The sequence below is a fragment of the Stenotrophomonas sp. STK17_22 genome, assembly GCF_051983905.1.
Classification (GTDB): Bacteria; Pseudomonadota; Gammaproteobacteria; order Xanthomonadales; family Xanthomonadaceae; genus Stenotrophomonas; species Stenotrophomonas maltophilia_A.
Genome location: NZ_CP197010.1, coordinates 2,127,327 through 2,149,439, shown reverse-complemented (window position 1 = coordinate 2,149,439; position 22,113 = coordinate 2,127,327). Strand labels below are relative to the sequence as shown.

Annotated in this window: 21 protein-coding genes and 1 tRNA gene; 11 read left to right on the top strand and 11 right to left on the bottom strand. The window is 61.0% G+C overall.

Annotation, left to right across the window (positions count from 1 at the left end; translation table 11 throughout):
* Positions 1-8 precede the first annotated feature (8 nt).
* On the top strand, positions 9-329 hold the full coding sequence (locus ACSYS9_RS10055) for an ArsR/SmtB family transcription factor (protein WP_071228893.1): 321 nt from the start codon (positions 9-11) through the stop codon (positions 327-329).
* A gap of 3 nt (positions 330-332) precedes the next feature.
* On the opposite strand, the gene ACSYS9_RS10050 is transcribed toward ACSYS9_RS10055, so the two are convergent.
* The 5 genes from ACSYS9_RS10050 to ACSYS9_RS10030 all read right to left on the bottom strand — a co-directional run bounded on the left by ACSYS9_RS10050 (position 333) and on the right by ACSYS9_RS10030 (position 6,481).
* On the bottom strand, positions 333-761 hold the full coding sequence (locus ACSYS9_RS10050) for a BLUF domain-containing protein (protein ID WP_032127425.1): 429 nt from the start codon (positions 759-761) through the stop codon (positions 333-335).
* An 83-nt stretch (positions 762-844) separates the two neighbouring features.
* Positions 845-1,978, bottom strand: a complete 1,134-nt coding sequence (locus ACSYS9_RS10045; protein WP_032127426.1) for a hybrid sensor histidine kinase/response regulator — start codon at positions 1,976-1,978, stop codon at positions 845-847.
* Positions 1,975-2,550, bottom strand: a complete 576-nt coding sequence (locus ACSYS9_RS10040) for a chemotaxis protein CheB (RefSeq protein ID WP_071228894.1) — start codon at positions 2,548-2,550, stop codon at positions 1,975-1,977. The genes ACSYS9_RS10045 and ACSYS9_RS10040 overlap by 4 nt, the downstream gene beginning before the upstream one ends.
* Entirely contained in the window at positions 2,550-3,374 is an 825-nt protein-coding gene (locus tag ACSYS9_RS10035) for a CheR family methyltransferase (RefSeq protein ID WP_032127427.1), read from the bottom strand. The genes ACSYS9_RS10040 and ACSYS9_RS10035 overlap by 1 nt, the downstream gene beginning before the upstream one ends.
* Entirely contained in the window at positions 3,371-6,481 is a 3,111-nt protein-coding gene (locus tag ACSYS9_RS10030) for a response regulator (protein WP_071228895.1), read from the bottom strand. The genes ACSYS9_RS10035 and ACSYS9_RS10030 overlap by 4 nt, the downstream gene beginning before the upstream one ends.
* Before the next feature lie 151 nt (positions 6,482-6,632).
* Between ACSYS9_RS10030 and ACSYS9_RS10025 the strand changes: the two genes are divergently transcribed.
* Both ACSYS9_RS10025 and ACSYS9_RS10020 read left to right on the top strand, forming a co-directional pair.
* A complete protein-coding gene (locus ACSYS9_RS10025) occupies positions 6,633-7,796 on the top strand; it encodes a two-component system sensor histidine kinase NtrB (protein WP_071228896.1) in 1,164 nt (387 codons plus the stop codon).
* Positions 7,786-8,145 (top strand): response regulator, encoded by a 360-nt coding sequence (locus tag ACSYS9_RS10020; protein ID WP_010482617.1) that lies wholly within the window; start codon positions 7,786-7,788, stop codon positions 8,143-8,145. The genes ACSYS9_RS10025 and ACSYS9_RS10020 overlap by 11 nt, the downstream gene beginning before the upstream one ends.
* A gap of 31 nt (positions 8,146-8,176) precedes the next feature.
* On the opposite strand, the gene ACSYS9_RS10015 is transcribed toward ACSYS9_RS10020, so the two are convergent.
* Positions 8,177-8,743: a TetR/AcrR family transcriptional regulator gene (locus ACSYS9_RS10015; protein WP_071228897.1), complete on the bottom strand. Its 567-nt coding sequence runs from the start codon at positions 8,741-8,743 to the stop codon at positions 8,177-8,179.
* 171 nt (positions 8,744-8,914) lie between these two features.
* On the opposite strand from ACSYS9_RS10015, the gene ACSYS9_RS10010 reads away from it, so the two are divergent.
* Complete coding sequence (locus ACSYS9_RS10010; protein WP_071228898.1) at positions 8,915-9,745, top strand: universal stress protein; 831 nt, start codon at positions 8,915-8,917, stop codon at positions 9,743-9,745.
* On the opposite strand, the gene ACSYS9_RS10005 is transcribed toward ACSYS9_RS10010, so the two are convergent.
* Positions 9,693-10,586 (bottom strand): helix-turn-helix domain-containing protein, encoded by an 894-nt coding sequence (locus ACSYS9_RS10005; protein WP_071228899.1) that lies wholly within the window; start codon positions 10,584-10,586, stop codon positions 9,693-9,695. The two genes, ACSYS9_RS10010 and ACSYS9_RS10005, sit on opposite strands and share 53 nt — an antisense overlap.
* A 146-nt stretch (positions 10,587-10,732) precedes the next feature.
* On the opposite strand from ACSYS9_RS10005, the gene ACSYS9_RS10000 reads away from it, so the two are divergent.
* A complete protein-coding gene (locus ACSYS9_RS10000) occupies positions 10,733-11,290 on the top strand; it encodes a GNAT family N-acetyltransferase (protein ID WP_071228900.1) in 558 nt (185 codons plus the stop codon).
* A 7-nt stretch (positions 11,291-11,297) separates the two neighbouring features.
* On the opposite strand, the gene ACSYS9_RS09995 is transcribed toward ACSYS9_RS10000, so the two are convergent.
* Positions 11,298-11,771: a GNAT family N-acetyltransferase gene (locus ACSYS9_RS09995; protein ID WP_071228901.1), complete on the bottom strand. Its 474-nt coding sequence runs from the start codon at positions 11,769-11,771 to the stop codon at positions 11,298-11,300.
* 108 nt (positions 11,772-11,879) lie between these two features.
* On the opposite strand from ACSYS9_RS09995, the gene ACSYS9_RS09990 reads away from it, so the two are divergent.
* Positions 11,880-12,779: a dihydrodipicolinate synthase family protein gene (locus ACSYS9_RS09990; RefSeq protein ID WP_071228902.1), complete on the top strand. Its 900-nt coding sequence runs from the start codon at positions 11,880-11,882 to the stop codon at positions 12,777-12,779.
* 84 nt (positions 12,780-12,863) lie between these two features.
* Here the strand turns inward: ACSYS9_RS09990 and ACSYS9_RS09985 are convergent, their stop codons facing one another.
* Both ACSYS9_RS09985 and ACSYS9_RS09980 read right to left on the bottom strand, forming a co-directional pair.
* Complete coding sequence (locus ACSYS9_RS09985) at positions 12,864-14,066, bottom strand: acyltransferase family protein (RefSeq protein WP_177179522.1); 1,203 nt, start codon at positions 14,064-14,066, stop codon at positions 12,864-12,866.
* A gap of 301 nt (positions 14,067-14,367) precedes the next feature.
* Positions 14,368-14,444: transfer RNA gene (locus ACSYS9_RS09980), tRNA-Arg, on the bottom strand.
* Between the two features lie 26 nt (positions 14,445-14,470).
* Here ACSYS9_RS09980 and ACSYS9_RS09975 point away from each other — a divergent pair.
* Both ACSYS9_RS09975 and ACSYS9_RS09970 read left to right on the top strand, forming a co-directional pair.
* Positions 14,471-15,895 carry a tyrosine-type recombinase/integrase gene (locus tag ACSYS9_RS09975; protein WP_440569216.1) on the top strand — a complete coding sequence of 475 codons (1,425 nt, stop codon included), beginning with the start codon at positions 14,471-14,473 and terminating at the stop codon, positions 15,893-15,895.
* 166 nt (positions 15,896-16,061) lie between these two features.
* The gene (locus ACSYS9_RS09970) at positions 16,062-18,128 is read left to right on the top strand and encodes a type 4 pilus major pilin (RefSeq protein WP_440569214.1); all 2,067 of its coding nucleotides are present in this window, start codon (positions 16,062-16,064) and stop codon (positions 18,126-18,128) included.
* Here the strand turns inward: ACSYS9_RS09970 and ACSYS9_RS09965 are convergent.
* On the bottom strand, positions 18,109-18,882 hold the full coding sequence (locus ACSYS9_RS09965; RefSeq protein WP_440569212.1) for a hypothetical protein: 774 nt from the start codon (positions 18,880-18,882) through the stop codon (positions 18,109-18,111). The two genes, ACSYS9_RS09970 and ACSYS9_RS09965, sit on opposite strands and share 20 nt — an antisense overlap.
* Before the next feature lie 252 nt (positions 18,883-19,134).
* Between ACSYS9_RS09965 and ACSYS9_RS09960 the strand changes: the two genes are divergently transcribed.
* From ACSYS9_RS09960 to ACSYS9_RS09950, 3 genes are all read left to right on the top strand, one after another.
* Entirely contained in the window at positions 19,135-20,889 is a 1,755-nt protein-coding gene (locus tag ACSYS9_RS09960; RefSeq protein WP_440569210.1) for a YadA-like family protein, read from the top strand.
* A 91-nt stretch (positions 20,890-20,980) separates the two neighbouring features.
* Entirely contained in the window at positions 20,981-21,397 is a 417-nt protein-coding gene (locus tag ACSYS9_RS09955; RefSeq protein ID WP_197631386.1) for a carboxypeptidase regulatory-like domain-containing protein, read from the top strand.
* The gene (locus tag ACSYS9_RS09950; protein WP_440569208.1) at positions 21,397-22,068 is read left to right on the top strand and encodes a DUF5710 domain-containing protein; all 672 of its coding nucleotides are present in this window, start codon (positions 21,397-21,399) and stop codon (positions 22,066-22,068) included. Before ACSYS9_RS09955 ends, ACSYS9_RS09950 begins: the two co-directional genes overlap by 1 nt.
* Positions 22,069-22,113 lie beyond the last annotated feature (45 nt).

Sequence of the window (22,113 nt, the reverse complement as noted above, 5' to 3'; positions counted from 1 at the left end):
GGTCAACCATGGCCCGCACCCCGCTCGACAGCGCCGCCATGGCCGAACACGCCGCCGAGGCTGCAACGCTGCTTAAGAGCCTGGCCCATCCTGCGCGGCTGCGCGTGCTGTGCCGCCTGGTCGAAGGTGAGGCACCGGTGCCGGAACTGCAGGCACTGACCGGACTCAGCGCATCAGCGCTGTCACAGCATCTGGCGGTGTTGCGAGAACTGGATATCGTCGCGACGCGTCGCGAAGCACAGGCCATCCACTACCGCGTGATTGAAGGGCCCGCACTGGGCGTGCTGCAGGCGCTGCATGCTGCCTACTGCGGTGGCACTTCGCGTTGACGCTCAGCCGGCGTGCAGGGCGGGCTGCACGACGTTGTCGAGCAGATCCACCGGGGTCGGCGCCGAACGATCACCTTCCAGCGCCCGGCTGAAACCCGACCAGTCGCTGGCCGACAGCTGGCGCAGCAGCGCCGCATCCACCGGCAACGCGCGCATCGACCAGTATGGAAACTGACGCTGGCCCAGGCGGCCGCGCGCCAGCTCGATGATGTCGACATGGCTGCCGGCCTGCAGGATGCGCTCGTACACCGAATCGATACCGTCCGGCGGCCCCTCGATGTACTGCAGGAATCGCCCGCCGTCATGCAGCAGCACACCGGTCACGCCCGCCATCTTGTTGAAGCGGGCGGCATCGTCGACCAGCGCCTGCAACCGTTCAGCGGAAAGATCCGGCAACGCCTGGCTGACGTAGGCGATGGCACGCAGTGGCATGGTGCTTCCTTGACAAGATGTACACCCACGGTAGCAGTTGCGGACGAGTCCGTCTCAGTGCCCGTGGATGTTTCCTGAAGAATTCAGTTTGCCGCTGCAGGCAGCCCTTCTGCGCGTCTCGGCAGCAGGGCTTCGAACACCACCTGCCCGGCCTCGTTGCGCGCTGCGATGCGCCCTCCGTGCGCGCGCACGAACTGATCGACGATATACAGGCCCAGCCCCAGGCCCTTGCTCTGGTGGAAGCTGGCCTTGAACGGTTCGAACAGCCGCGGCAGCAGCGCGTCGTCGATCCGGCCGGCATTGCTGACCCGCAGCAGCACGCTGCGCGGATCGCGCCCGTCCACCTCCACCCTCGCCTCGCTGCCGTGGGTGAGCGCGTTGCCGACCAGATTGGCGGCAACCTGGCCGAGACGGTCCAGATCGCCCTGCAGCCGCGTATCGCCGTGCATGTCCAGATGGATCCGGTCCGCGCCATGCGCGCTGCCCGCTTCGGCCACCACCGCGCGGGTCACGTCGGCCAGATCGCAGGCACTGGCCTGCAGGCGCAGGCCGCCGCTGCGGATCCGCGAGAAGTCCAGTAGCTGTTCGACCATGCGTGCCATGCGCAGGGTGCTGGCCTCCAGGTACTGCAGGGTCTGCTGCGCGCCCGCATTGTCCTGCGGGATCTCCATCGCCAGCTTGTCACTGCACAGCAGGATCGCCGACAGCGGCGTGCGCAGGTCGTGGGTCAGCACCGCCGCCATTGTTTCGTTGAGCTTGAGCGCGCGTTCCAGCGCCTCGTTGCGCGCCTTCAGCAGCTGCCGCTGCTGGTACAGCTCGATGAAGACGTTGACCTTGCTCAGGATCACCTGCGGCGCTACCGGCTTGTGCAGGAAATCGACCGCACCGCTCTCGTAGCCCTTGAACACGCGCAGGGGATCATCCGGGGAGGCGGTCAGGAAGATGATCGGCACGTCGCGGCTGCGATGCGAACCGCGCATCAGTTCGGCCAGGGTGAAGCCATCGATCTCCGGCATGTGCACGTCCAGCAGGGCCAGTGCCACCTCGTGCTCGAGCAGCAGCTCCAGTGCCTGCGCGCCGGAGCCGGCCAGCAGCAGATTCACGCCCTCGCGCTGCAGCAGCGCCTGCATGGCCACCAGGTTCTGCGGTACGTCATCGACGATCAGCAGGTTGACCGGGGACTGCGACTGCGCAGGGTCCGGTGGCAGCAGGTTCATGCAAACAACTCCTTCAGGCGACGACACATCAGTTCAAGGGGCAGCACGGCATCGGCGCCGGCGTACTGCAGGGCGGAGGCCGGCATCATCGACGCTTCGGCTTCCTCGGGACATTGCAGCCAGGCACGGCCACCGGCACGGCGCACGGCGGCAACGCCCTCGCTTCCATCACTGCTGGCACCGGTCAGCAGCAGGGCCAATACCCGCCTGCCGAACACCGCAGCAGCGGAGTCGAACAGCGGATCGATGGCCGGACGGGAGAACAGCACCGGCGCATCCACCGACAACGCCACCGCCCCCTCGTCCTCCACCAGCAGGTGGTAATCCGGCGGCGCGAACGTCACCGTGCCCAGCTGCAACGGCTGCTTGTCTTCGGCTTCGCGTACCGGCAGCGCGCAGTACGGCGCCAGCACCTCGGCGATGCGGCTGGCGCGGTCACGCGGCAGGTGCAGCACGGCCAGTACCGGCACCTGCAGCGTCGCCGGCAGCGCACCGAGTACCGCCTGCAGGGCCGCCACGCCACCGGCAGACGCGCCGATCACCAGCACGGCAGGACGCGCCGGCAGCGCCATCAGGCCACCTTCCGGTACAGGCGGTGCTCGCGCGAACAGACCTCGAAGGCGTCATGGTGGCATCCGAACTGCAGCGATTCCTTGCTGCCAAGACCGAGGAAGCCCCGGTGCACCAGCGCTTCGCGGAACAGACCGACCGCGCGGTCCTGCAGGTCGCGGTTGAAATAGATCAGCACGTTGCGGCACGACACCAGGTGCACTTCGGAGAACACGGTATCGGTCGCCAGGCTGTGGTCGGCGAACACCACGTTGCGACGCAACTGGCGGTCGAACACCGCGCCGTCGTAGGCCGTGGCGTAGTAGTCGGACAGCGACGCCGTGCCACCGGCCGCCAGATAGTTGCGGCTGAACTGGGCCATCCGGTCGATGCCATAGGCGCCCGCCTCGGCGGTGGCCAGCGCGGCCGGATTGATGTCGGTGGCATAGACGATGCTGCGATCAAGCAGGCCTTCCTCATGCAGGAGGATCGCCAGCGACCACACTTCCTCACCGGTGCTGCAACCGGCCACCCACAGCTTCACCGAGGGATAGGTGCGCAGTACCGGCACCACCTGCTCGCGCAGTTCACGGAAGTACGCGGGATCACGGAACATCTCCGAGACCTGCACGGTGAAGAACTGCATGGCCTGGGCGAACAGCTCCGGCTCGTGCAGCAGCCGGTACTGCAGGTCGACCAGCCGTTCGCACTCATAGCGCTGCATCGCCTGGCGCATGCGCCGGCGCAGCGACGACACCGCATAGCTGCGGAAATCGTAGTGGTAACGCTGGTACAGCGCCTCCAGCAGGACCTTCAGTTCCAGGTCGAACAACGCCTGTTCGTTCATTGCCGCGAGCACCAGACCCGGCACAGCGAGACCAGCTTGTCGACGTCGATGGGCTTGGCGATGTAGTCGTTGGCACCGGCCTGCAGGCAACGCTCGCGGTCATCGGGCATGGCTTTGGCGGTCAGCGCGATGATCGGCAGGTCCTGCAGGTGACGCTGCGCACGGATCTCGCGCATCGCGGCCAGGCCGTCCTTCTCCGGCATCATGATGTCCATCAGCACCAGGTCGACCTCGCGCTCGGCCAGGCGATCCACCGCTTCCTGGCCGTTGCGCGCGATCTCCAGCGTCACGCCCAGCGGCTCAAGCACGCTGGACAGCGCGAAGATGTTGCGCACGTCATCCTCGGCCAGCAAAACAGTACGGCCATCGAGCACGGTGTCGCGACGGCGGGCCTCGCGCAGCAGGCGCTGCTGGTCGGTGGGCAGGCTGGCTTCCACGCTGTGCAGGAACAGGGTGACCTCATCCAGCAGGCGTTCGGGCGAACGCGCGCCCTTGATGATGATGCTCTTCGAATAGCGGCGCAGGCGCTGCTCTTCCTCGCGGCCGAGCGCGCGACCGGTATAGACGATCACCGGCGGGAAGCCGACATCATCGTTGCCGGCCATGTGCTCGAGCAGGTCGTAGCCGCTGCCGTCGGGCAGCGACAGGTCCATCACCATGCAGTCGAAGGTGACCGTGCTGAGCTGCTCCAGCGCGCCGGCCAGCGTTCCCACTGCAACGATCTGCAGCTGATCACGGCCCAGCAACAGTTCCAGGTTGTGGCGCAGCTCGCTGTCGTCCTCGACGATCAGCAGGCGCCGCACGTCGCGCTGGCTGGTCTGTTCCAGCTGTTCGATGGCCGTCACCAGCCGCTCGCGCGTGGTCGGCTTGATCGCGAAACCAATCGCACCCAGCTCGCGCGCCACCTGGCTGCGGTCCATCGCCGAAACCACGTGCACCGGGATATGCCGGGTATCGGGGTTGCGCTTCAGGCGCTCCAGCACGCTCAGGCCGGACACGTCCGGCAGGCCGATATCGAGCAGGATGCCGTTGGGGCGCAGTTCGCTGGCCAGGGTCAGCGCCTCTTCGGCGGTCCCGGCCACCACACAGTCGAAGTCCAGTTCATGGGCCAGGGCCACCAGCGCTTCGGCGAAGGTGGCGTCGTCCTCGACGGCCAGGATCAAGCGGCCGGCGCGTTGGCGACGGCCGCGGTCATCGGCCACGCTGGCGGTGACGGGCGCCACGGATGCAACGGTCGGTGCGACAGCGGTGCGCGCAGCGATCGGCGGCGCAGGCTGCGGCGCAGGCGCTATTGAGGCGGCGGCAGGCACTTCGCCCGGTTCCGAAACCGGCGCGCCCTGCAGCGGCAGTTCCAGGATGAAGCAGCTGCCGCGACCCGGTTCACTGTCGACCTGGATGCTGCCACCCATGCGCTCGGCCAGATCGCGCGAGATCGACAGGCCCAGGCCGGTGCCACCGTAGCGGCGGCGGGTGCTGCCATCGGCCTGGCGGAAGGCTTCGAAGATGACCTGCAGCTGCTCGCGGGCAATGCCGATACCGCTGTCGCAGACCTCGAAACGGATGCGTCCTTGACCGCCCGCACGCACGTGCAGGCTGACCTTGCCATGCTCGGTGAACTTCACCGCATTGGCCAGCAGGTTTTTCAGGATCTGCTGCAGGCGCTGGCTGTCGACCACCAGCTGGCTGGGGGCCAGCGCATCGGCCTCGATCTGCAGGGCCAGGCCCTTCTGCCGCGCCATCGGCTCGAAGGTCTCGCGCAGGCGCTGCAGTACGCTGCCCGTCACCACCACTTCATCGGCCAGCTCGACGTGGCCGGCCTCGATGCGCGACAGGTCCAGGATGTCGTTGATCAGCGCCAGCAGATCGTTGTTGGACGACAGGATCGCACGCGCATACTTCACCTGTTCCTCGGTGAGCGTGCCGTCCTTGTTGTCGGCCAGCAGCTTGGCCAGGATCAGCGAGCTGTTCAGCGGCGTGCGCAGCTCGTGCGACATGTTGGCCAGGAACTCGGACTTGTAGCGCGATGTCGCGGCCAGTTCGTTGCTGTTGCGCACCAGCTGGCTCTGCGCGACCAGCAGTGCCTGCTTCTGCGCCTCCAGCTCGTGGGTGCGCTCTTCCAGCTGGACGTTGCTCTGTTCCAGCTCGGCCTGCTGTTCTTCCAGATGGCTCTGCGACTGCAGCAGGCTGCGGCTCTGTTCTTCCAGTTCCTCATTGGCCACGCGCAGCTCTTCCTGCTGGGCCTGCAGCTCCTCACCCTGGCGCTGCGATTCCTCCAGCAGTACCACCAATTGCGCGCGCAACAGCGAGGCACGCAGCGCCATGCCGATGGTCTCGGCACAGCGCTCCAGCAGCTCGATATCGAGTCGATCCTGTTCTCCGGCGCGGGTGCGTCCCAGTTCAATGATGCCCACCACCGCACCATCGCTGCTGATCGGCGCCAGGATGCGCTCGCGCACCGGCAACCGCCCCAGGCTGGTCTGCAGCTCAAGCACCGCATCATCCCCCCCATGCAGGTGGCGGATGCGTTCGTCGCGCGCCACCTGCCCGGCCACGCCCTCCTGCAATGCCAGCGACGCCGGCATGCCGGACGGCAACGCCAGGCCGCCGGTCAGCTGCAGTCTTCCCCCTTCCAGACGGTAAACGGCGGCGACGTCCGCCTGCAGCTGGGCCCCCAGGCTGGTTGCCGCCGCCTCGGCGATCTGCTCCGGCCCCAGATCACCGCGCAGGCTCATCGCCACCGCGTTCTCGGCCTCCTGCAGCCACAGCGCGCGCATCGCGTCGCGCCGCGCCTGGATGGCGCGGGAGACGATCAGCGCGATCATCAGGAACGCACACCCGCCAATGCTGCGGTTGACGAACGAGAACGCCGAGTTGGAGCTGGCCGGGGCAACGTTGTAGCCGATGATCAACAGGATGCAGGCGACGACGGCCACGATGAACGGCGCGCGTGCACTGCGCTGGAACAGCGTGACGCCGACAGCGAGGAAGTACGCCAGCCAGACGGCGTAGCCCAGCGGAACCACCAGTTCCAACGCAATGGTCGCTGCCAGCAGTACGGCGGAGGTCATCCAAATCCAGCGGTCACGCGTAGTCGCACCAGGACGCATGCAGGTCGGTTCCAGAACACAAAGGGTGGGTGATGGTACTCCGTGTCGTATTCAGCCGCACAGGACAAATGGCACGTGTCCCGCCTCCACGCCTCCTTCACACTTGAATGCCTAGCTTCACGTCCCTCACAGGGGTAACACTTATTTTTACGTGGACGCTGCCGCCTCTACGACGTCCGTACTGACGGACCCTTCCCGCCAACTGCGACTGCTGATCGACAGCGTGCGCGACCATGCGCTGTACCTGCTTGATCCTGATGGCATCGTCTGCAGCTGGAACCCGGGTGCGGAGCGCATCAAGGGCTACTCAGCCGATGAAGTGGTGGGTACCCACTTTGGTCGCTTCTACCTGGCCGCCGACCGCGAGGCAGGGGAACCGCAACGCCTGCTCCGCCTCGCAGCGCAGCACGGTCACGTCGCCAGTGAAGGCTGGCGGGTGCGCCGCGATGGCTCGTCTTTCCGTGCCAGCGTGGTCATCGAGCCGGTCGTCGAAGCAGGCGAGCTGCTCGGCTTCGTCAAGATCACCCGCGACATCACCGAGCAGTGGCAGGCACAGCGGCTGCTGCGTGATGCCCAGCGTGCGCTGCGCAATACCCAACAGTTCGAGACCGTCGGCCGCCTCAGCCGCGGGCTGTCGCACGAGTTCAACAATCTGTTGACCACCATCGGCAACGCCCTGGACCTGCTGTCCCTGCGCGTGAACGGTGACGATGCACGGGCCGCCGAGCTGCTTGGTGCGGCGCAGACTGCGACCGATCGTGGTGCGCTGCTGACCCGCCAGCTGTTGGCCTTCAGCACCGGCCAGACCCTGATCCGCGAACCACTGGATATCAATGCGCTGATACGGCAGTGGCTGCCGGACCTGCAACGCGCCTGCCCGCCCACGGTGGTGCTGGATGCCCAGCTGGCGCCCGGCCTGCCTGCGATCAACACCGATGCGCTGCAGCTGCAGACGGCGCTGGCCAATCTGGTCGCCAATGCCGCGGATGCTACCCTTGAAGGCGGCCGCATCCTGATCGGCACTGCGCTGGAACATCGCCTCGATCCGGATGCGGACTCCACGCTGCAACGTGGCTATGTCACCCTCAGCGTCTGCGATGAGGGCCACGGGATGGCGGCCGACATCGCCGAACGGGCGACCGAGCCGTTCTTCACCACCAAGGACATCGGCAAAGGCAGCGGCCTGGGCCTGAGCCAGGTGTTCGGATTCACTACCCAGAGCGGCGGCTTCGTCGACGTGTCCACCACGCCCGGTGTCGGCACCACGGTCAGCCTGCTGCTCCCCGCAATGGAGGACCCTGCCGATGACCGATGACCCGATCCGCGTATTGATGGTGGAAGACCAGACCGATCTGCGTGAAATGATCGGCCTGGCCCTGCGCGACCTCGGCATCGACGTGGCCACGACCGCCGATGCGCATGAGGCCGCCGCCCTGCTGAAGGGCGAAGCGCGTTTCGACGTGGTGTTCAGCGACGTCAGCATGCCCAACGGCATGTCCGGCATCGAACTGAGCGAGCATGTGGCGCGCGAACAGCCGCAGGCGCGGATGATCCTGTCGTCCGGTTATGCGCGCTCGCAACTGCCGCCCCTGCCGGAACAGGTGGAATTCCTGCCCAAGCCGTATCGGCTACGCCAGTTGGTGCAGTTGTTGAAGCAGGCGTAATCCACGGTGCCCCGGCAGCAGGGCCCTGCGGTCACCCCGTCATCGCCCCCCGCTGGAACGAAGCCAGCAACGTAGAGGCTGCCGCTGCCGGCGCAAGCCGACCGCGCGCCAGTGACCAGGTGATGCCGTAGAAGCAGGTCCAGTAGAAGTCCGCGAGCCACACTGCGGTGAAACCAACGTTGAACTCTCCGGCCGCCTGACCACGCAGGAAGAAGGCCTCGAAGCGCTCGCCGATCGGCGCCCAGCGCTCCGGCAGCAGATGCAGGTCACCCTGGCGCTGCTGCTCTTCCATCATCCGCGCGAACAGCAGCGTTACCAGTTCCCAGTCCGCCAGCAGCGTGGCGGTGACCTGCTCCAGCACGTGGCGCGCATCACCGCCCTCATCGAACCAGACCGCCGCCGCTTCCACGCGCTCGAAGCCGGCCGCGAACAGTGCCTCGTCGATCGCCTCCCGGGTGGGCGCAAACCGGTACAGGGTCGCGCGGCTGATACCCGCCCCGCGCGCGAGTTCGCTGAGGGTGCAGCGTGGATGGCTGACCAGGGTGGCCGCCAGCGCATGGGGCAGGTCGCGGCGGGTGCGTGCTGCGGCAGGTCGCATGAAAGCGCTGAGGTGTGGGTTCGCCCTCACGCTAGCATGAATCACCAATTAATAAACTGAATCAAAGATGATTCATTCGGATCACCGATGCGCTAAAACAGAGATGCGTCCGGTGCACCCGGGTCGGTGCACGGCAGGGAACGCGTCACAGGCATCGAAGGAGACAACGCCATGCTGCATCCACTACGCGATATCGCTGTGTTGTTCGACGCCAGCGACACCGGGGACCGCGTTCTCAACATCGCCGCCCATCTGGCGCAGGCACAGCAGGCCCATCTGGTCGCGGTCTCCACCGCCCAGCATCCCACCGACATCGCCAACGGCTTCGCCCGCGGTGCCGGCATCGCCGCCGCGCTCGACCACGAGGCGCGCGCGGATGCCGCCTGCACCGCGCAGCTGATGCAGAACCTGCGTGCCGTGTCCGAGCCGCTGCAGATCAGCACCGAACTGCGCATCGTCTCGGACTATCTGGGCGGCGCCGACCTGGCCCTGCAGTCGCTGTACTGCGACCTGATCATCGCCGGCTATCCGCGTACTCCCGGCGCCCCTTCTGGCTGGCACCCGCTGGGAACGCTGCGCCAGACCGGCGTGCCGATGCTGCTGGTGCCACCACATTGGCAAGGCGACCAGGTCGGCCATCGCATCGTGGTGGCCTGGAATGCCAGCAAGCAGGCACGTCGTGCGGTAGCCGATGCGTTGCCGCTGCTCGCACGTGCGAAAGCGGTGCACCTGCTGATGGTCGACACGCCCAAGGCCGAGGCCACACCTGGCGCCGAGATGGCCCAGCACCTGGCGCGGCACGGCGTCGAAGTAGAGATCCAGGCGATCAGTTCAAGCCAGGGCGGCGTTGCCGCGACCATCCGCCAGCACGTGGTCGATGCCGACGCCGACCTGCTGGTGCTGGGCCCCTACAGCCGCAGCCGGGTGGTCGAGCGTGTGCTCGGCGGGGTCACCGAGGATCTGCTGGCCGAAGTACCGGCGCCCTTGTTCGTGTCGCACTAGTACCGCCCTGCCCTGCCCGGCGATAGCCGGTCAGCGACTGCCCGGTGTGCCGCCGGAAGTAGCGGCACAGGTAGGACGCATCCTCGAAGCACAGTCGCTCGGCGATGCGACCGATCGGCAATTCGCTGTAGGTCAGAAGCGCCTTGATTTCCAGCACCACCTGGCGATCAATCAACGCCTTTGGCGTTTCGTCGAAGCACTCGCGGGTCAGCAGCGAAAGATAGAACGGGGTGATGCACAGCGCGTCGGCATAGGACTGCACGTCGCGCTGGCGCGTGCTGCGCTCACCGACCAGTTCCCAGAAATTCCAGGCCAAGCGCTCGCGTCGGCTGACCTGCGCCACGGCCACACTGCGCGCCGGCAACAGCGTTGCGAATTTGAGGAAGAACGTCTGCAGCAGGTTGCGCAGCATCACGTGACGATAGCGGCCGCCATTGTGCTGCGCATCCATCAACTGCTGCAGCCAGCCCTGCAGCAGCGGCACGTCCAGCGGCGACGGCACGCAGTGGGGCTGATCGTGCAGGAACTTGAACAGTGCATTGGGAAGCACATAGGCCACCTCCGATGCCAGCGCCTTGGGCATCAGGCAGACCACCGCCAGAAAGCCGCGTGAGCGCTGCCGCAGCAGCGCCAGCGTGTCCTCTGCCAGCACCAGCACATCGTGCCGCTGCACCGCTACCTCGCGGAAGTTCAGTGCAAAGCGCGCGCGCCCCGATACGCATACCAGCAGCGCCAGATAAGCGTGGCCGAACGACAGCGGGACGCCCTGCCCTTCGGCCAGCGTACTGACCTCCAGGCGCATGGATTCGTCTTGGTCCAGGAGCTGGGGTACGCGATCCATCGGCCGATCCGGCTGTATTCCGGGCCCCAGCATACCCGGGCTCGGCCGCCCGTTGTGAAAAGTGCCGAAACCATCAAGGTCCCGCTCTGGGCCGATCGCGCCTGTCGACCTAGCCTGTGCACTCTCTTTGTTCCCGTGGAATTGACATGCAGCTGCACACCGAACGCTTGATCCTTCGCCCCTGGCGCGACACCGACGCTGCCGATCTGTACGAGTACGCCCGCGACCCGCGCGTGGGCCCCATCGCCGGCTGGCCGGTGCACACCAGCGTTGAGGAAAGTACCGAAATCATCCGCACCGTCTTCAACCGGCCAGAGGTCTACGCGCTGCAGAGCCGCGAGGACGGCCACGCGATCGGCTGTGTCGGCATCCTGATCGGCACCGACAGCAACTTCGAGATCAGCGATCGAGAGGGTGAGATCGCCTACTGGATCGGCGTTCCGTACTGGGGCCGCGGACTGGTGCCCGAAGCGGCGCGCGAAGTGATGCGGCACGCCTTCATGCAGCTGGAACTGGACGCACTGTGGTGCGGCTACTTCGCTGACAACCTGCAATCGCTCAGCGCACAGAGTAAATGCGGTTTCCAGCATCACCATACCGAAGTGAACAAGTTCAACAGCTTCCTCGGCGACTACCGCACAGAGCACATCAGCCGCATCACCCGCGAGCAATGGCTTGCCCTGCAGGCCACCTTGCCAGCATGAGCGGAGTTCAGGCCGACGTGCGCTGCATGAACAGAAGTTCCGGCGTCGAGAACGCATCAACCTGCTGGAAACCGAGGTCGCGATACAGGGCCACGGCAGCTGCGTTGTCACGATAGACCCGCAACGTGAGGCGCTGCACACCGTCTTCGCGCATGGCCTGTGCACTCAAGGCGTGCATGAGCAGCCGGCCAAGGCCGCGCCCGCGTGCCAGCGGGGAAACAATGATGCGACCCAGGTGCGCGGTGCCGGCGTCGGTCATCCAGTACTGGCCAAAGCCCAGGCACTGGCCCTGCTCGTCAAGCAGCGCCCAGCCCGGCCGCAGCCCGAGTTCGAGCACCTGCGCGAACCGTTCCTGCGGCAAGGGAAACGGCACGCCGGGGCCCGCCCAGCGCTGGGTGGCCTCGGCGGAATCAAGCCAATCGGCAATGGTGGCGTAGTGGGAAGGCTGGACGGCGCAAAGGCTTGGTTTCATGACCCGCATGGTGCGTCATTCGTGGCGATCAGACACGCTGCGTGGCGACACTTGAGTTTTGTCATAGGACAATAAAAAATGCCAGGTGTCCAGCCCATTCCCCCTTCGGGAGATCCCATGTTCAAAGGCCTCAGCGCGTTTCCACTGACCCCGCTCTCTGAAGCCGGCATCGACTTTCGTGCGTTTGCCGGACTGGTCGAGCGCCTGGCCGATTCCGGTGTTGATTCGATGGGCGTGCTTGGCTCCACTGGCAGCTACGCCTATCTGGAGAAGCACGAGCGCAAGCGCGTGCTGCGCGAAGCCCTGGCGCACGCCGGGGGTGTTCCGGTGATCGCCGGCATCGGTGCATTGCGTACCCGCGATGTGCTGGAACTGGCCCTGGACGCCGAGGATGCAGGTGCTGCAGGCCTGCTGCTCGCCCCCGTGTCTTACCAGCCCCTGAAGGACCATGAGGTGCAAGCACTGTTTGAGACCATTTGTAGGGCGGTGCGTACACCGATCTGCGTCTATGACAATCCAGGCACCACGCACTTCCGCTTCACCGATGCACTGCATGGCCGGATCGCCGCGCTGCCCAACATCGCTTCGATCAAGATTCCGCGCCTTGCTGATGATCCCGTCGAGGCTGACGCGCGCGTTGCTGCACTGCGTGCGTGCGTTCCCGCACATGTGACGCTGGGCGTCAGTGGTGACGCCTCGGCGGTGCGAGGGCTGCTGGCGGGGTGTGACGGCTGGTATTCGGTGACCGCCGGGCTTTTCCCCGAGGTTGCGCTGCAGATCATGCGGGCCGTGGGTAGTGGCGATGAAGAGGGTGCTATTGCCCTGTCTGCCCGGCTGGCGCCGCTGTGGTCCCTGTACGACCGGTTCGGCGGGATTCGCGTGATGGCCTGCGCGGCGGCACTGCTGGGACTGTGCGGCGAGAACTGCCTGCCGTTGCCGTTGCAGGGGCTGCGGGACGGTGAGCGCGAGGAGGTAGAGGCGGTGCTGGGTGGACTGGGGTTGTTGTCCAACAACTAGTCAAATCTTGCCACCTCCGGTGGCAGACGTCCCCAACTGATCCAAGCACTGACGAAATCGCCGCTGCTAGACACGGAATGACCTTCAGTCCACTCGTTCAGGCCTAAGCAAAATGCGCCATCTGGCAATAAGGACTTCGCTCACAACCTGTATTTTTTCGAGGACACTTCTACGCGACAGCATCGCAGGAAGTTCAATGCATCGATAACTGACAACGCAAGCGATGAGCAGTGGAAGCAACAAGGCTGCAGTCAAAGCCCAGTGCAAGGCGGGCGAGAGATCTGCAAAGGCAACCGTACCTAAGCTCTTGTAGGCAAGAAAGAGTACAAATCCGTGCAGGAGATAGATGCCATAGGACAGCTCACCCAAAATGGCTGAAACCCGAAGTGTAAGCAATCCGAACAAGGTGTTACCGCACGCAATCGCCGCAAAGAAAGCCGACCACAAGACGACTGCCGCTGGATGCCGGGCTGAATCGAAGCAGGCAACCGAGAGGATCATGCACGAAACCGCCAGAATCGAGCCCCACTTCCCACGGAGAAAGCTCACAACGGCCATTCGAGTTGTTGCGTAGTACGCGGCGACACCACCGGCAAAGGGCAACATCAGCACCCAACTCAAGCGGACAGCCGCATACGCCAGACCAAGTGCCGACAGCAGCAGCAATCCGCGCCGGACACGCTGACGCATGAAATACGCCAACAGTGGCAATACTGAATACCAAACCCACTCATACGGAAGCGACCAAACGACTCCGGCCATGATGTAGCGGGTCCCAACAACACCATTGATATCCGGCGCCCCAAGCACAGTGAATGAGAACCACTGGATCACCCCCACTCCAAACCGGATAAATGGATCGACAAGGTGAAAGTCGCTCTCGATCAAGACCAGAAGCAGCAACAGCACAACGCAGATCGCATAAAGCGGCAACATACGCAGGACTCTGCCGACGTAGAGCCTCGTCCAATCAGTGACGCCACCGGCAATTTGTCGATAAAAGAGATAGGCCGAAATCATGAAGAAGAGGACAACTGCGGCCTCGCCAAGCTGCGCGTACAAGGCGGAGGCTGGAGCCTTCCACTCCCCACTCCTCGCGTAGACATACCAGATGGATGAGTGGTGGACGAACACACCCAGGGCAAGCAGCCCCCTGAGACCATCGATCGAAGTAGCACGCCCCTTGGAGTCCGGTAGCGGCACGAACCTCCCCAGCGGCAAAGCACACAGCAGTGCGAGCAAGGCGATTCCAGCCGGCACGAAAGGCGAATAAAGATCGATCGACACCAAGCCACCTGGAAGTAAACAAAACAGCAGCGCGGGCCAGAACAAGTGCCCTCGAAGATTCAGACCCTACGACAAACGCATGGAAGCACTGGCGCCCAGTGCACTGCCATCCTATCCCAACATCTGGAGGACGAACTCACCCCGGCCCCCCAGCCTGGATGGTGACCCCGGCCCGATTCGAACGGGCGACCTTCCCCTTAGGAGGGGTAAGATAGACAATCGGCAAGCCCTGCGGCACAAGGCTATCGGCGGCTTTTGGAAGATCTGGGGCAACCGATTGGGGCAAAATCAATTACAACGATGGTGACCCCGGCGCGATTCGAACGCGCGACCTGCCGCTTAGGAGGCGACCGCTCTATCCAGCTGAGCTACGGGGTCAAAGAACGGCGTTAAGGATACAGGCAATGGCGAAGATGACCAAGATGAAGAAGCCCTCAAGCCGCGTTCCGGGTGTCACCTACCGCGACGACGGCTCCCCTCGTTGGGAGGTTCGAATCCGCTGGATGGTCAACGGCGAGAAGCGACACCTTCCTACGGTCCGCTACCCGGTGGACCTTGACGCGCCCAAGGGGGCAGACACCCACATCGAACGTGCGCGCACGGATGCCGAGGTGTACGCCAAGCAACAACGTCAAAAAATCAAAAGCGAGTCATTGGAGTGGTCCAGCGCCGCACACCACTACACCCTTCGCGGAATTTTGGAACGCTACCGCCAGGAGGTGGAACAAGGGCTCATCACTACCCAGGAGGACCGCGAAAACAAGAAGATGGCCTCTGAACATGTGCCGTTGAAGGCCCACGTGCGCAAGAGCGTGACTAAGGAATTGTCAGCCATCGCCGTGATGCTTGGCACAGCCACCACCGGTCCCAACCGCGAGGGATTTCCCGACATCGTGGACCGGCGAATGGACCAGCTTTCCTACGACCTGTTTCACTCCCCCAACAGCACCGAGGCATTGAACTGGCGGTTGAAGGGGCAAGAGGGTAAGCAAGCCCCACCCGGAAGTGTTAAGCGTCTTTTGTCGTCGCTGCGCACAATCATCAACCACGCCACAAAAGTGTGGAAGCTGTCTTTGGACAACCCATTGGCAACACTCAAGGACATCAAAATCAATGATAAGCGCGAGCGAACTATTGATGCCGAGGAATGGGAGTTGCTGTGCCAATGGATGGAGCGAAGCCGCACCGACCCCACCACCTACGCAGCAATTCGCTTCGCCCGCTTCTCTGCTGCACGCCGGGCGGAAGTGTGCAAGTTGGATTGGTCTGATATCGACCAGCGGAAAAAACTGGCGTTGCTGCGCGACACCAAATCGAACGCTGGGGAGAGCCGTCAGCGTTCCATTCCTCTCAATGGCGACACGATGGCCATTTTGGAAGCTCTTCGGGCCAATCGCACAGGCAAGGACCTAGTAGGCCCCGTGTTTCGCACCAGCAGAGGTAAGCGCCTGCGTCCCGACACCATCACCCAGGCTTGGTCTAGGGCACGCGAAGCGGTGGCCGACGAAACGGGGCGTGAGGAAATCCGCACCGCTCGCCTGCACGACCTGCGCCACACCCGTGTTACGGAATTGGGCACTTTGCTTTCAGCGGCAGAAGCAGCCATGGTGTCCGGGCATCGCGATATGGGCACCTTCATGCGGTACTTCAACCCAAAGCCCGAAGACATTGGGCGGCGCATTGACGCATTAGAAGCCCAAAAAGGTGACAACAAGGAGCTACAGGGGTTGATCGAAAAACTAGCTTTGCATTCGGTTGAAGATATCACAGCCGTTTTCATGTCGGCCATTCAACGGAAGACGCTCACAGAGTCCAACAAAGGACGATAACCAAGCCCCAGCAATGGGGCTTTCTTAATGCAAATAAATTGCATCACTCAAAGGACAACTCAAAAAAGTAACAACATTAAAAGAATTATATATAGCAACACAAAAGCTTGCCAAAAAACAAAACCCCCGTAATGTGAAATGAACATTTAAAATTCAGGGGCGAAAAATGGCAAGGAATGGATTTAATTTAGTTGAACTTACGCTGTGCCTCGCTCTATTTGTTGGCCTGGGCGCATTGACCTACAAGATGTTTAAGCCTTCCGCATCAATGGCGGCAATTCGCTCGGAGCAACAAAGAGCTGGTGAGATTGTTCAAGCGTTGACAGACCTATACGTACTTCAACCATCGTACAACGGTTTAACAACAGACACACTCAAAAGTACATTCAACTCAAGGTTCATTGTCCACAACAACGCATTGAGCACACCCGCATCAATTGCAGGAATGGCAACAGTTCAGCCCGGCTCTTCGTTCGGAGAAAATGACTCAATAGACCTTCTGTATTTATCGGTGCCAACGGGATCGTGCATCAAACTTGCAACAGCCCTATCCAAATCAGCGGACTTCATTGCCGTGAACAATGTGCAGGTGCAAAAGCCGTACACACCTTTAAATGAGGGATTGTTGGCAACGCATTGTGCAACACGCGAGCGCAATGAAGTTTTGTTCCGTTACGCGAATAAAAATGTTTCGACCCAAGCAACAGACATGCTTGCTTGTGAGTGTTCGCCCACGATTGAAACACAAACACTAGCGTGTCCGGACAACGCTGCTGGCTCTATTACCCAACGGCGCAACGGCACGTGCCCTGCAACATCGTGCCCAACCCGACAATGGACATCGTGGGTGACCACCAGCAACACGTGCGCGGCCAATGGGGCACCTATACCTGTCATTGATCCGCAAGTCCCACAATCCATCTGCACACCAATCACTGAGCAACGGGTGTCAAACTGTCCAAGCGATCAAATTGGATTTGTCGTTGAAGGGCGAACCCGTGCGTGTCCAACCCAACAATGGGGAGCGTGGACGCCCGTAACTCGGAACTGCATCGATCCTGCCCCACCCCAAACAGCGTGCGAATTTGATCCCGTGACGGATAAAGGCACGGAAACGACCACCTGTCCTGCCGGTCAAGGCGGAAACATCATTCGCGAGCGCTACCGGAGCTGCAAAGCGGATGGAACAAAAGAATGGGGTGAGTGGCAGACAATGACCAACACATGCAGCGCGTCGTGCACAACCACGGGCACGTGTTGTGCGCCTGGACGCATGCAACGCGCCACTGCTGTGCCCTGCCCTATTCACAGCTATGGAGAGCGCAATGGGGTTGAACAGCAATTTTCCCGGTGCACTAACGCAACATCCGCTCCTGTGTGGACTGGCGTGTGGGAATTGAATGCGTCAACCGTTGTCGGTCAATGCAATGCATGCCCCGCTGACACGTCCGCGACACTGACCCGCACAGAACCGCGCTCCGGTGCATGCCCAGCTGGAACGTTTGGTAATCAAAGTTGGGAAGCGTTGTTCAATCAAACAATGACAGTCGCTTATGCATGCAACGCCACATCCGGCCAGACATCACCAGGTCGAAAAGAGACGTATGGAGCATGGATCGAGTCAGGCACCAGAAATCACAACAGCAATTGCGCAACATGCCCATCGCCTTACAGCGAAACCGATGAGCAATGGCAACGGGTTGATATGGGATGCCCCAATGGCTACACGGGGCAGAACTCGTATGAGAAGCAACAGCATCGCCAACGGACAATAAGCTTCAATTGCCCAATCGGTCAGACAACTGCGCCATCACCCAGCGTTGGAGCATGGGGTGGATGGTACGACACAGGAGCACAACGAAATCACCTGAACTCGTGTGCTGCAAGTTGCACGGTCGAGAACCGTTCGTATCGAATTGCGTGGCAGAATTCCTCTGCGTTGAACGGGCTGAAAGACTGCAACGCGTCGAACATTGGTCAGCGCTCTTGGTCCAACTACACAAGTTGCAGTGGGATGGGGCCATGTGGGGGAACATTCCGCGCAGCGATTTGCACAGCAAGCGGGTGGCAAATTGTGGCCGGTGCTGGATCGTCACCCTACGTCGGATGGGCCAGTGGTCGTCCAGCGGAATGGGACGCGGTGTATATGCAGGGGTACAACGATGCACCCGCAATTGGTGCGCAACAGGGCTCAGCCGGTCAATCGAATTGGATCACCTATCAATGCTTATAACCCTAACCTTTTTGGGGCCGTCTTGATGCATCAAGCGGCCCTTGTCGGTGACCATGTAGCCAGGGCCTGCTTTGAAGTCTTCCTCGGAAAAGACATCCGTATGTCCGCGTGCTTCTTTCGCGCCCAGGCGATAGAAGGGACCAGATAGAAGCAAAGCCTTATCAGCGGCATTGATTTTGTAAGTCGAACCAGTTGGGTGCGAATGAATCCCCTGACCTGTCGCGGTCATGCCATCAGGGCAAACACTGGTGATTGGGCACATTACGTGCGAACCGACCGTTGTGACAATTGCACCCCAATCCCCCAAGGGGGACTTGCAAATCTGAGCGCACACCTCGTGCTGGGTGTTCTTTGTGTACTGCGCAATTGGATCCGAAATCGAGGCTGCAAACTGATCCATAGACATTGCAGAGCTTGCGGTCAATTCCCCAAGAACGCGGCCCTCAAGATGACTGCCACCGATATTTATTGAGGCACTCACTGACTCAAATACTAGGCGCGTCCAGCCCCCAGCCGTGTAAACAACGAGTTCCGCATCAGAATATTTCAGTGCACAGTCAACCAATCGAATGCGATAAGAGCTTGCCGCTTTAGAAATATAACCGCAGCTCGATTTCCGCTCAGCCAACGACACCCGCTCAACAAAGCTATGCAGCGCCTCCCCGTCTTGACTGACATATGCTCCCTCTCCGAACGCGCTGGCCGATGAAACTATTAAAGACAACCCAAAAGCAAGCAAAACACATTTATTCATATACAACCCCATAACATTGATTTAATTCAAGTTATGAGGTAAATGAATATTGTCAATTAGCTTGACTTGGCCATATCGACTGATGCTCTAATTGTGCCGGGAACGTCCAACCCCCTTACGTCTCTTCGGCAAGCCCCCATCACGGGGGCTTTTTTTATAGCCGAAACCGTAGTCGCGGTTTTGCTATTGACAAAATTGTAATGTCTGATTTCCTGAATTAGTGAATTCACACACTAACAATAAGGAGGTCCAATGAAACACAGTAAACATTCCTGCTTTTTTTTAGCTCTATGCATCGGCATGGCTTTAAGCGGACATGCTGCAGCTCAATCAACAATCAATGTCGGTGAAGGCAACACATCCACCGATGATGCTCCATCCTATGCATCCGGAGCCATTTTAATTGGTTATGACAACATCAATAATGGCGTGAAAAATAATCTCAATGGCTTTGGCAACACCAGCATTTGGTCGTCCACAGTTGCTCCCGATCCATCGGTCATGTATGGACTCACACGCAACACCGCATACGGAAATGGAAATTACCTGCAAGGCTATAATTTATATGCGACAGGCATTGAAAATCGTGTACTAGATGGGACTCAGATCTTTGTCTCAGGCCGGGAAAATGTGTTGCGCGGCAATAATATTTTCGTATCCGGAAATATGAACGTCAGCGACGAACTTGCCAATGGTGCAATGGCCTACGGTTCAAGCAATGGCTTGTACGGCTACGCAATGATTTACGGAACGAGCAACGTAGGCCACAGCGGCTTTATCTCTGGAACCAACAACTTCATCATGTCCGATGCAGGTGGCGCAGTGTTCGGCGTGTCCAACTACGAATACGGAACAAGCAACTACCTGTTCGGGTATGGGAACCGCAGTGCCGAAACAGCAAGCGGCAACCTGTTGTCGGGAACATACAACCAAGCCAGCGGAACCAACAGCACACTGGTCGGTCACTTCAATAACGCGGTAGGCAATGGCGGTTTGGGTTTGGGCAACAACACCCTGGTCAACGGAGCCTGCGTATCGCTGGGCAATTATTCGGAGTGTGGCGAGGCCAACACGGTGTCGTTTGGCAATGGAAACGCCAATGGCACAAAACGTTTGCTGTTCGTGTCCAACGGCATTGCCAGCACCGACGCAGTGAACCTTGGGCAGTTGTCGGCTGTCAGCCAATCATTGGGTGGCACTGCCGGCTTTACCAACGGCGTTTACAACGGATGGAGCGTCAACCTAGGGGGCTCGAGCTATACGAACGTACACGACGCTCTTGTGTCGCTCGACGGACGCCTCACCACCGTGGAGAACAACCCAGGCGGTGGCTCGTCAATTCCCGGCCCCGCAGGTCCTCCAGGTCAGGACGGAAAAGATGGAATTGGAACTGACGGACGGGATGGTGTTGACGGGTTGAATGGCTTGGATGGCCGCAGTGCTTATGAAGTGGCGGTTGCCGATGGCTTTCAGGGATCACAGCAAGAGTGGCTTGAGTCATTACACGGTCGTGATGGCGTGGACGGAAAGGACGGTATTGACGGTGCTACAGACCCGTTGGCCGTTAAGTACGACGACGAAAGCAAATCCACAGCCACCTTGCAAAGCGCCTCGGGTGGTTCGACACGCGTGAGTGGTGTTGCGCCTGGACGTATCGCGCAGGGTTCAACTGACGCCGTGAACGGCGGGCAGTTGTGGGACATGGAGAGCCGTTGGAACGACCGTTGGGAAGACACCAACCGGCGTATTTCCCAGCAGGACAAGCGAATCAACGGATTGGGCGCTCAAGCCATGGCAATGGGGCAACTGTCGATGGCAAGTCAGTATTTGCCGGTCGGAAAAGTTGCCGTGCATGCCGCTGTTGGTGCGTACGGACCTGAAACCGCTGTGGCGTTCGGCGGAAGCGCCCAGGTCAGTCCACGCATTCGTGTCACGGGTGGTTTGACGTTTGGTTCCGGTGGCGCGAAACCCGGTGGGGGTGTTGGCTTCTCGTACGTTTTGGATTGATTTTTACGCGCGCGGGGAAACCCGCATACAACTCGGCAAACATTCATAGGGGCGCCGAAAGGTGCCCCTTTTTTTATAGGAGAAATTTACGATGAAAGCATTATTGATTGCAGCAATCGCATGGATTGCTTTAACCGCCCAACCCGCTCATGCAGCTTACGTTTTGGCGTCGGATATCAACGGCATAGTGGTGGACGCCGATGGCAAACCCATGGCGGGTGAAGTGGTCCGGTTCCACCACCACGAAACCAACCGGGTGATTGAACGTCGCACCAACAGTAAGGGGCGCTACCACTTTTCAAATGTGCGCTCGGATGGTCATTACACCGTCTCGCACAATGCAACGTCGTACACAGGCCGCGTCCGCCTGGGGCAAACCCACCGACAGAATTTTATCGGTGAGCCTATTCGTTATGACTCACCTGCCCATCTCTTCTCGTGGATCTGGTCTGGTCCTCAACAAAAAATATCTGACATTAAAGTGGCAAACGCCGCACAGGAGGACTAATGGCCGCTCAGTATTTCCACGTCCCTTATGCCAATAAAGACACAGCCCGTGATTTGGGCGCACGCTTTGACGGCGAGACCAAGCAATGGTACGCCGATACACAAGACTCCATCGAACAAATGCAACAGCATTTCGATGCCATCAACGACCCCAACCCAATTGTAGAACTGGTCGGCGAGGACCGCACGTTTGGCGGGAACCATTTGCACATCACAATGGTGCCAATGAGTTCCTGGATGCGATCCGTGAAGCAAGCGGTGGATCCGTCCGACTGGAAACGTCTGTCCATGGGCCTGCGTCAGCGCTGCAACCACACATGCGAATTGTGTGGTGCCGTGGAGGACGCCAAACGCAATGAGTATTTGGATGTCCTGGCCCGCTGGGAGTATTGCGACGACAGCAAAACGCAAACCCTCAAGCGCTTGGTGAGTGCGTGCCAAAATTGCGTGAAGGCGACGAATTACGGCTACTCAAAGCTCATTGGTGAAGAAGAGCTTGTTCGGCACCACTTCAAAAGCGCAACTAAATGTGATGATGATTTCTTAGATCAACACATCTGTGATGCATTCGGGTTGTGGACGCAACGGTCCGCCAACAATCAAAAATGGAGCATGGATGTATCGCTGTTGACAAACAACGGCATCCACTTAGCTCGTAAAGGGGGCGTTTGAGTGGCGGTAAAGCGGCAGGATTGGGCCGCTCGGAAAAATACCACG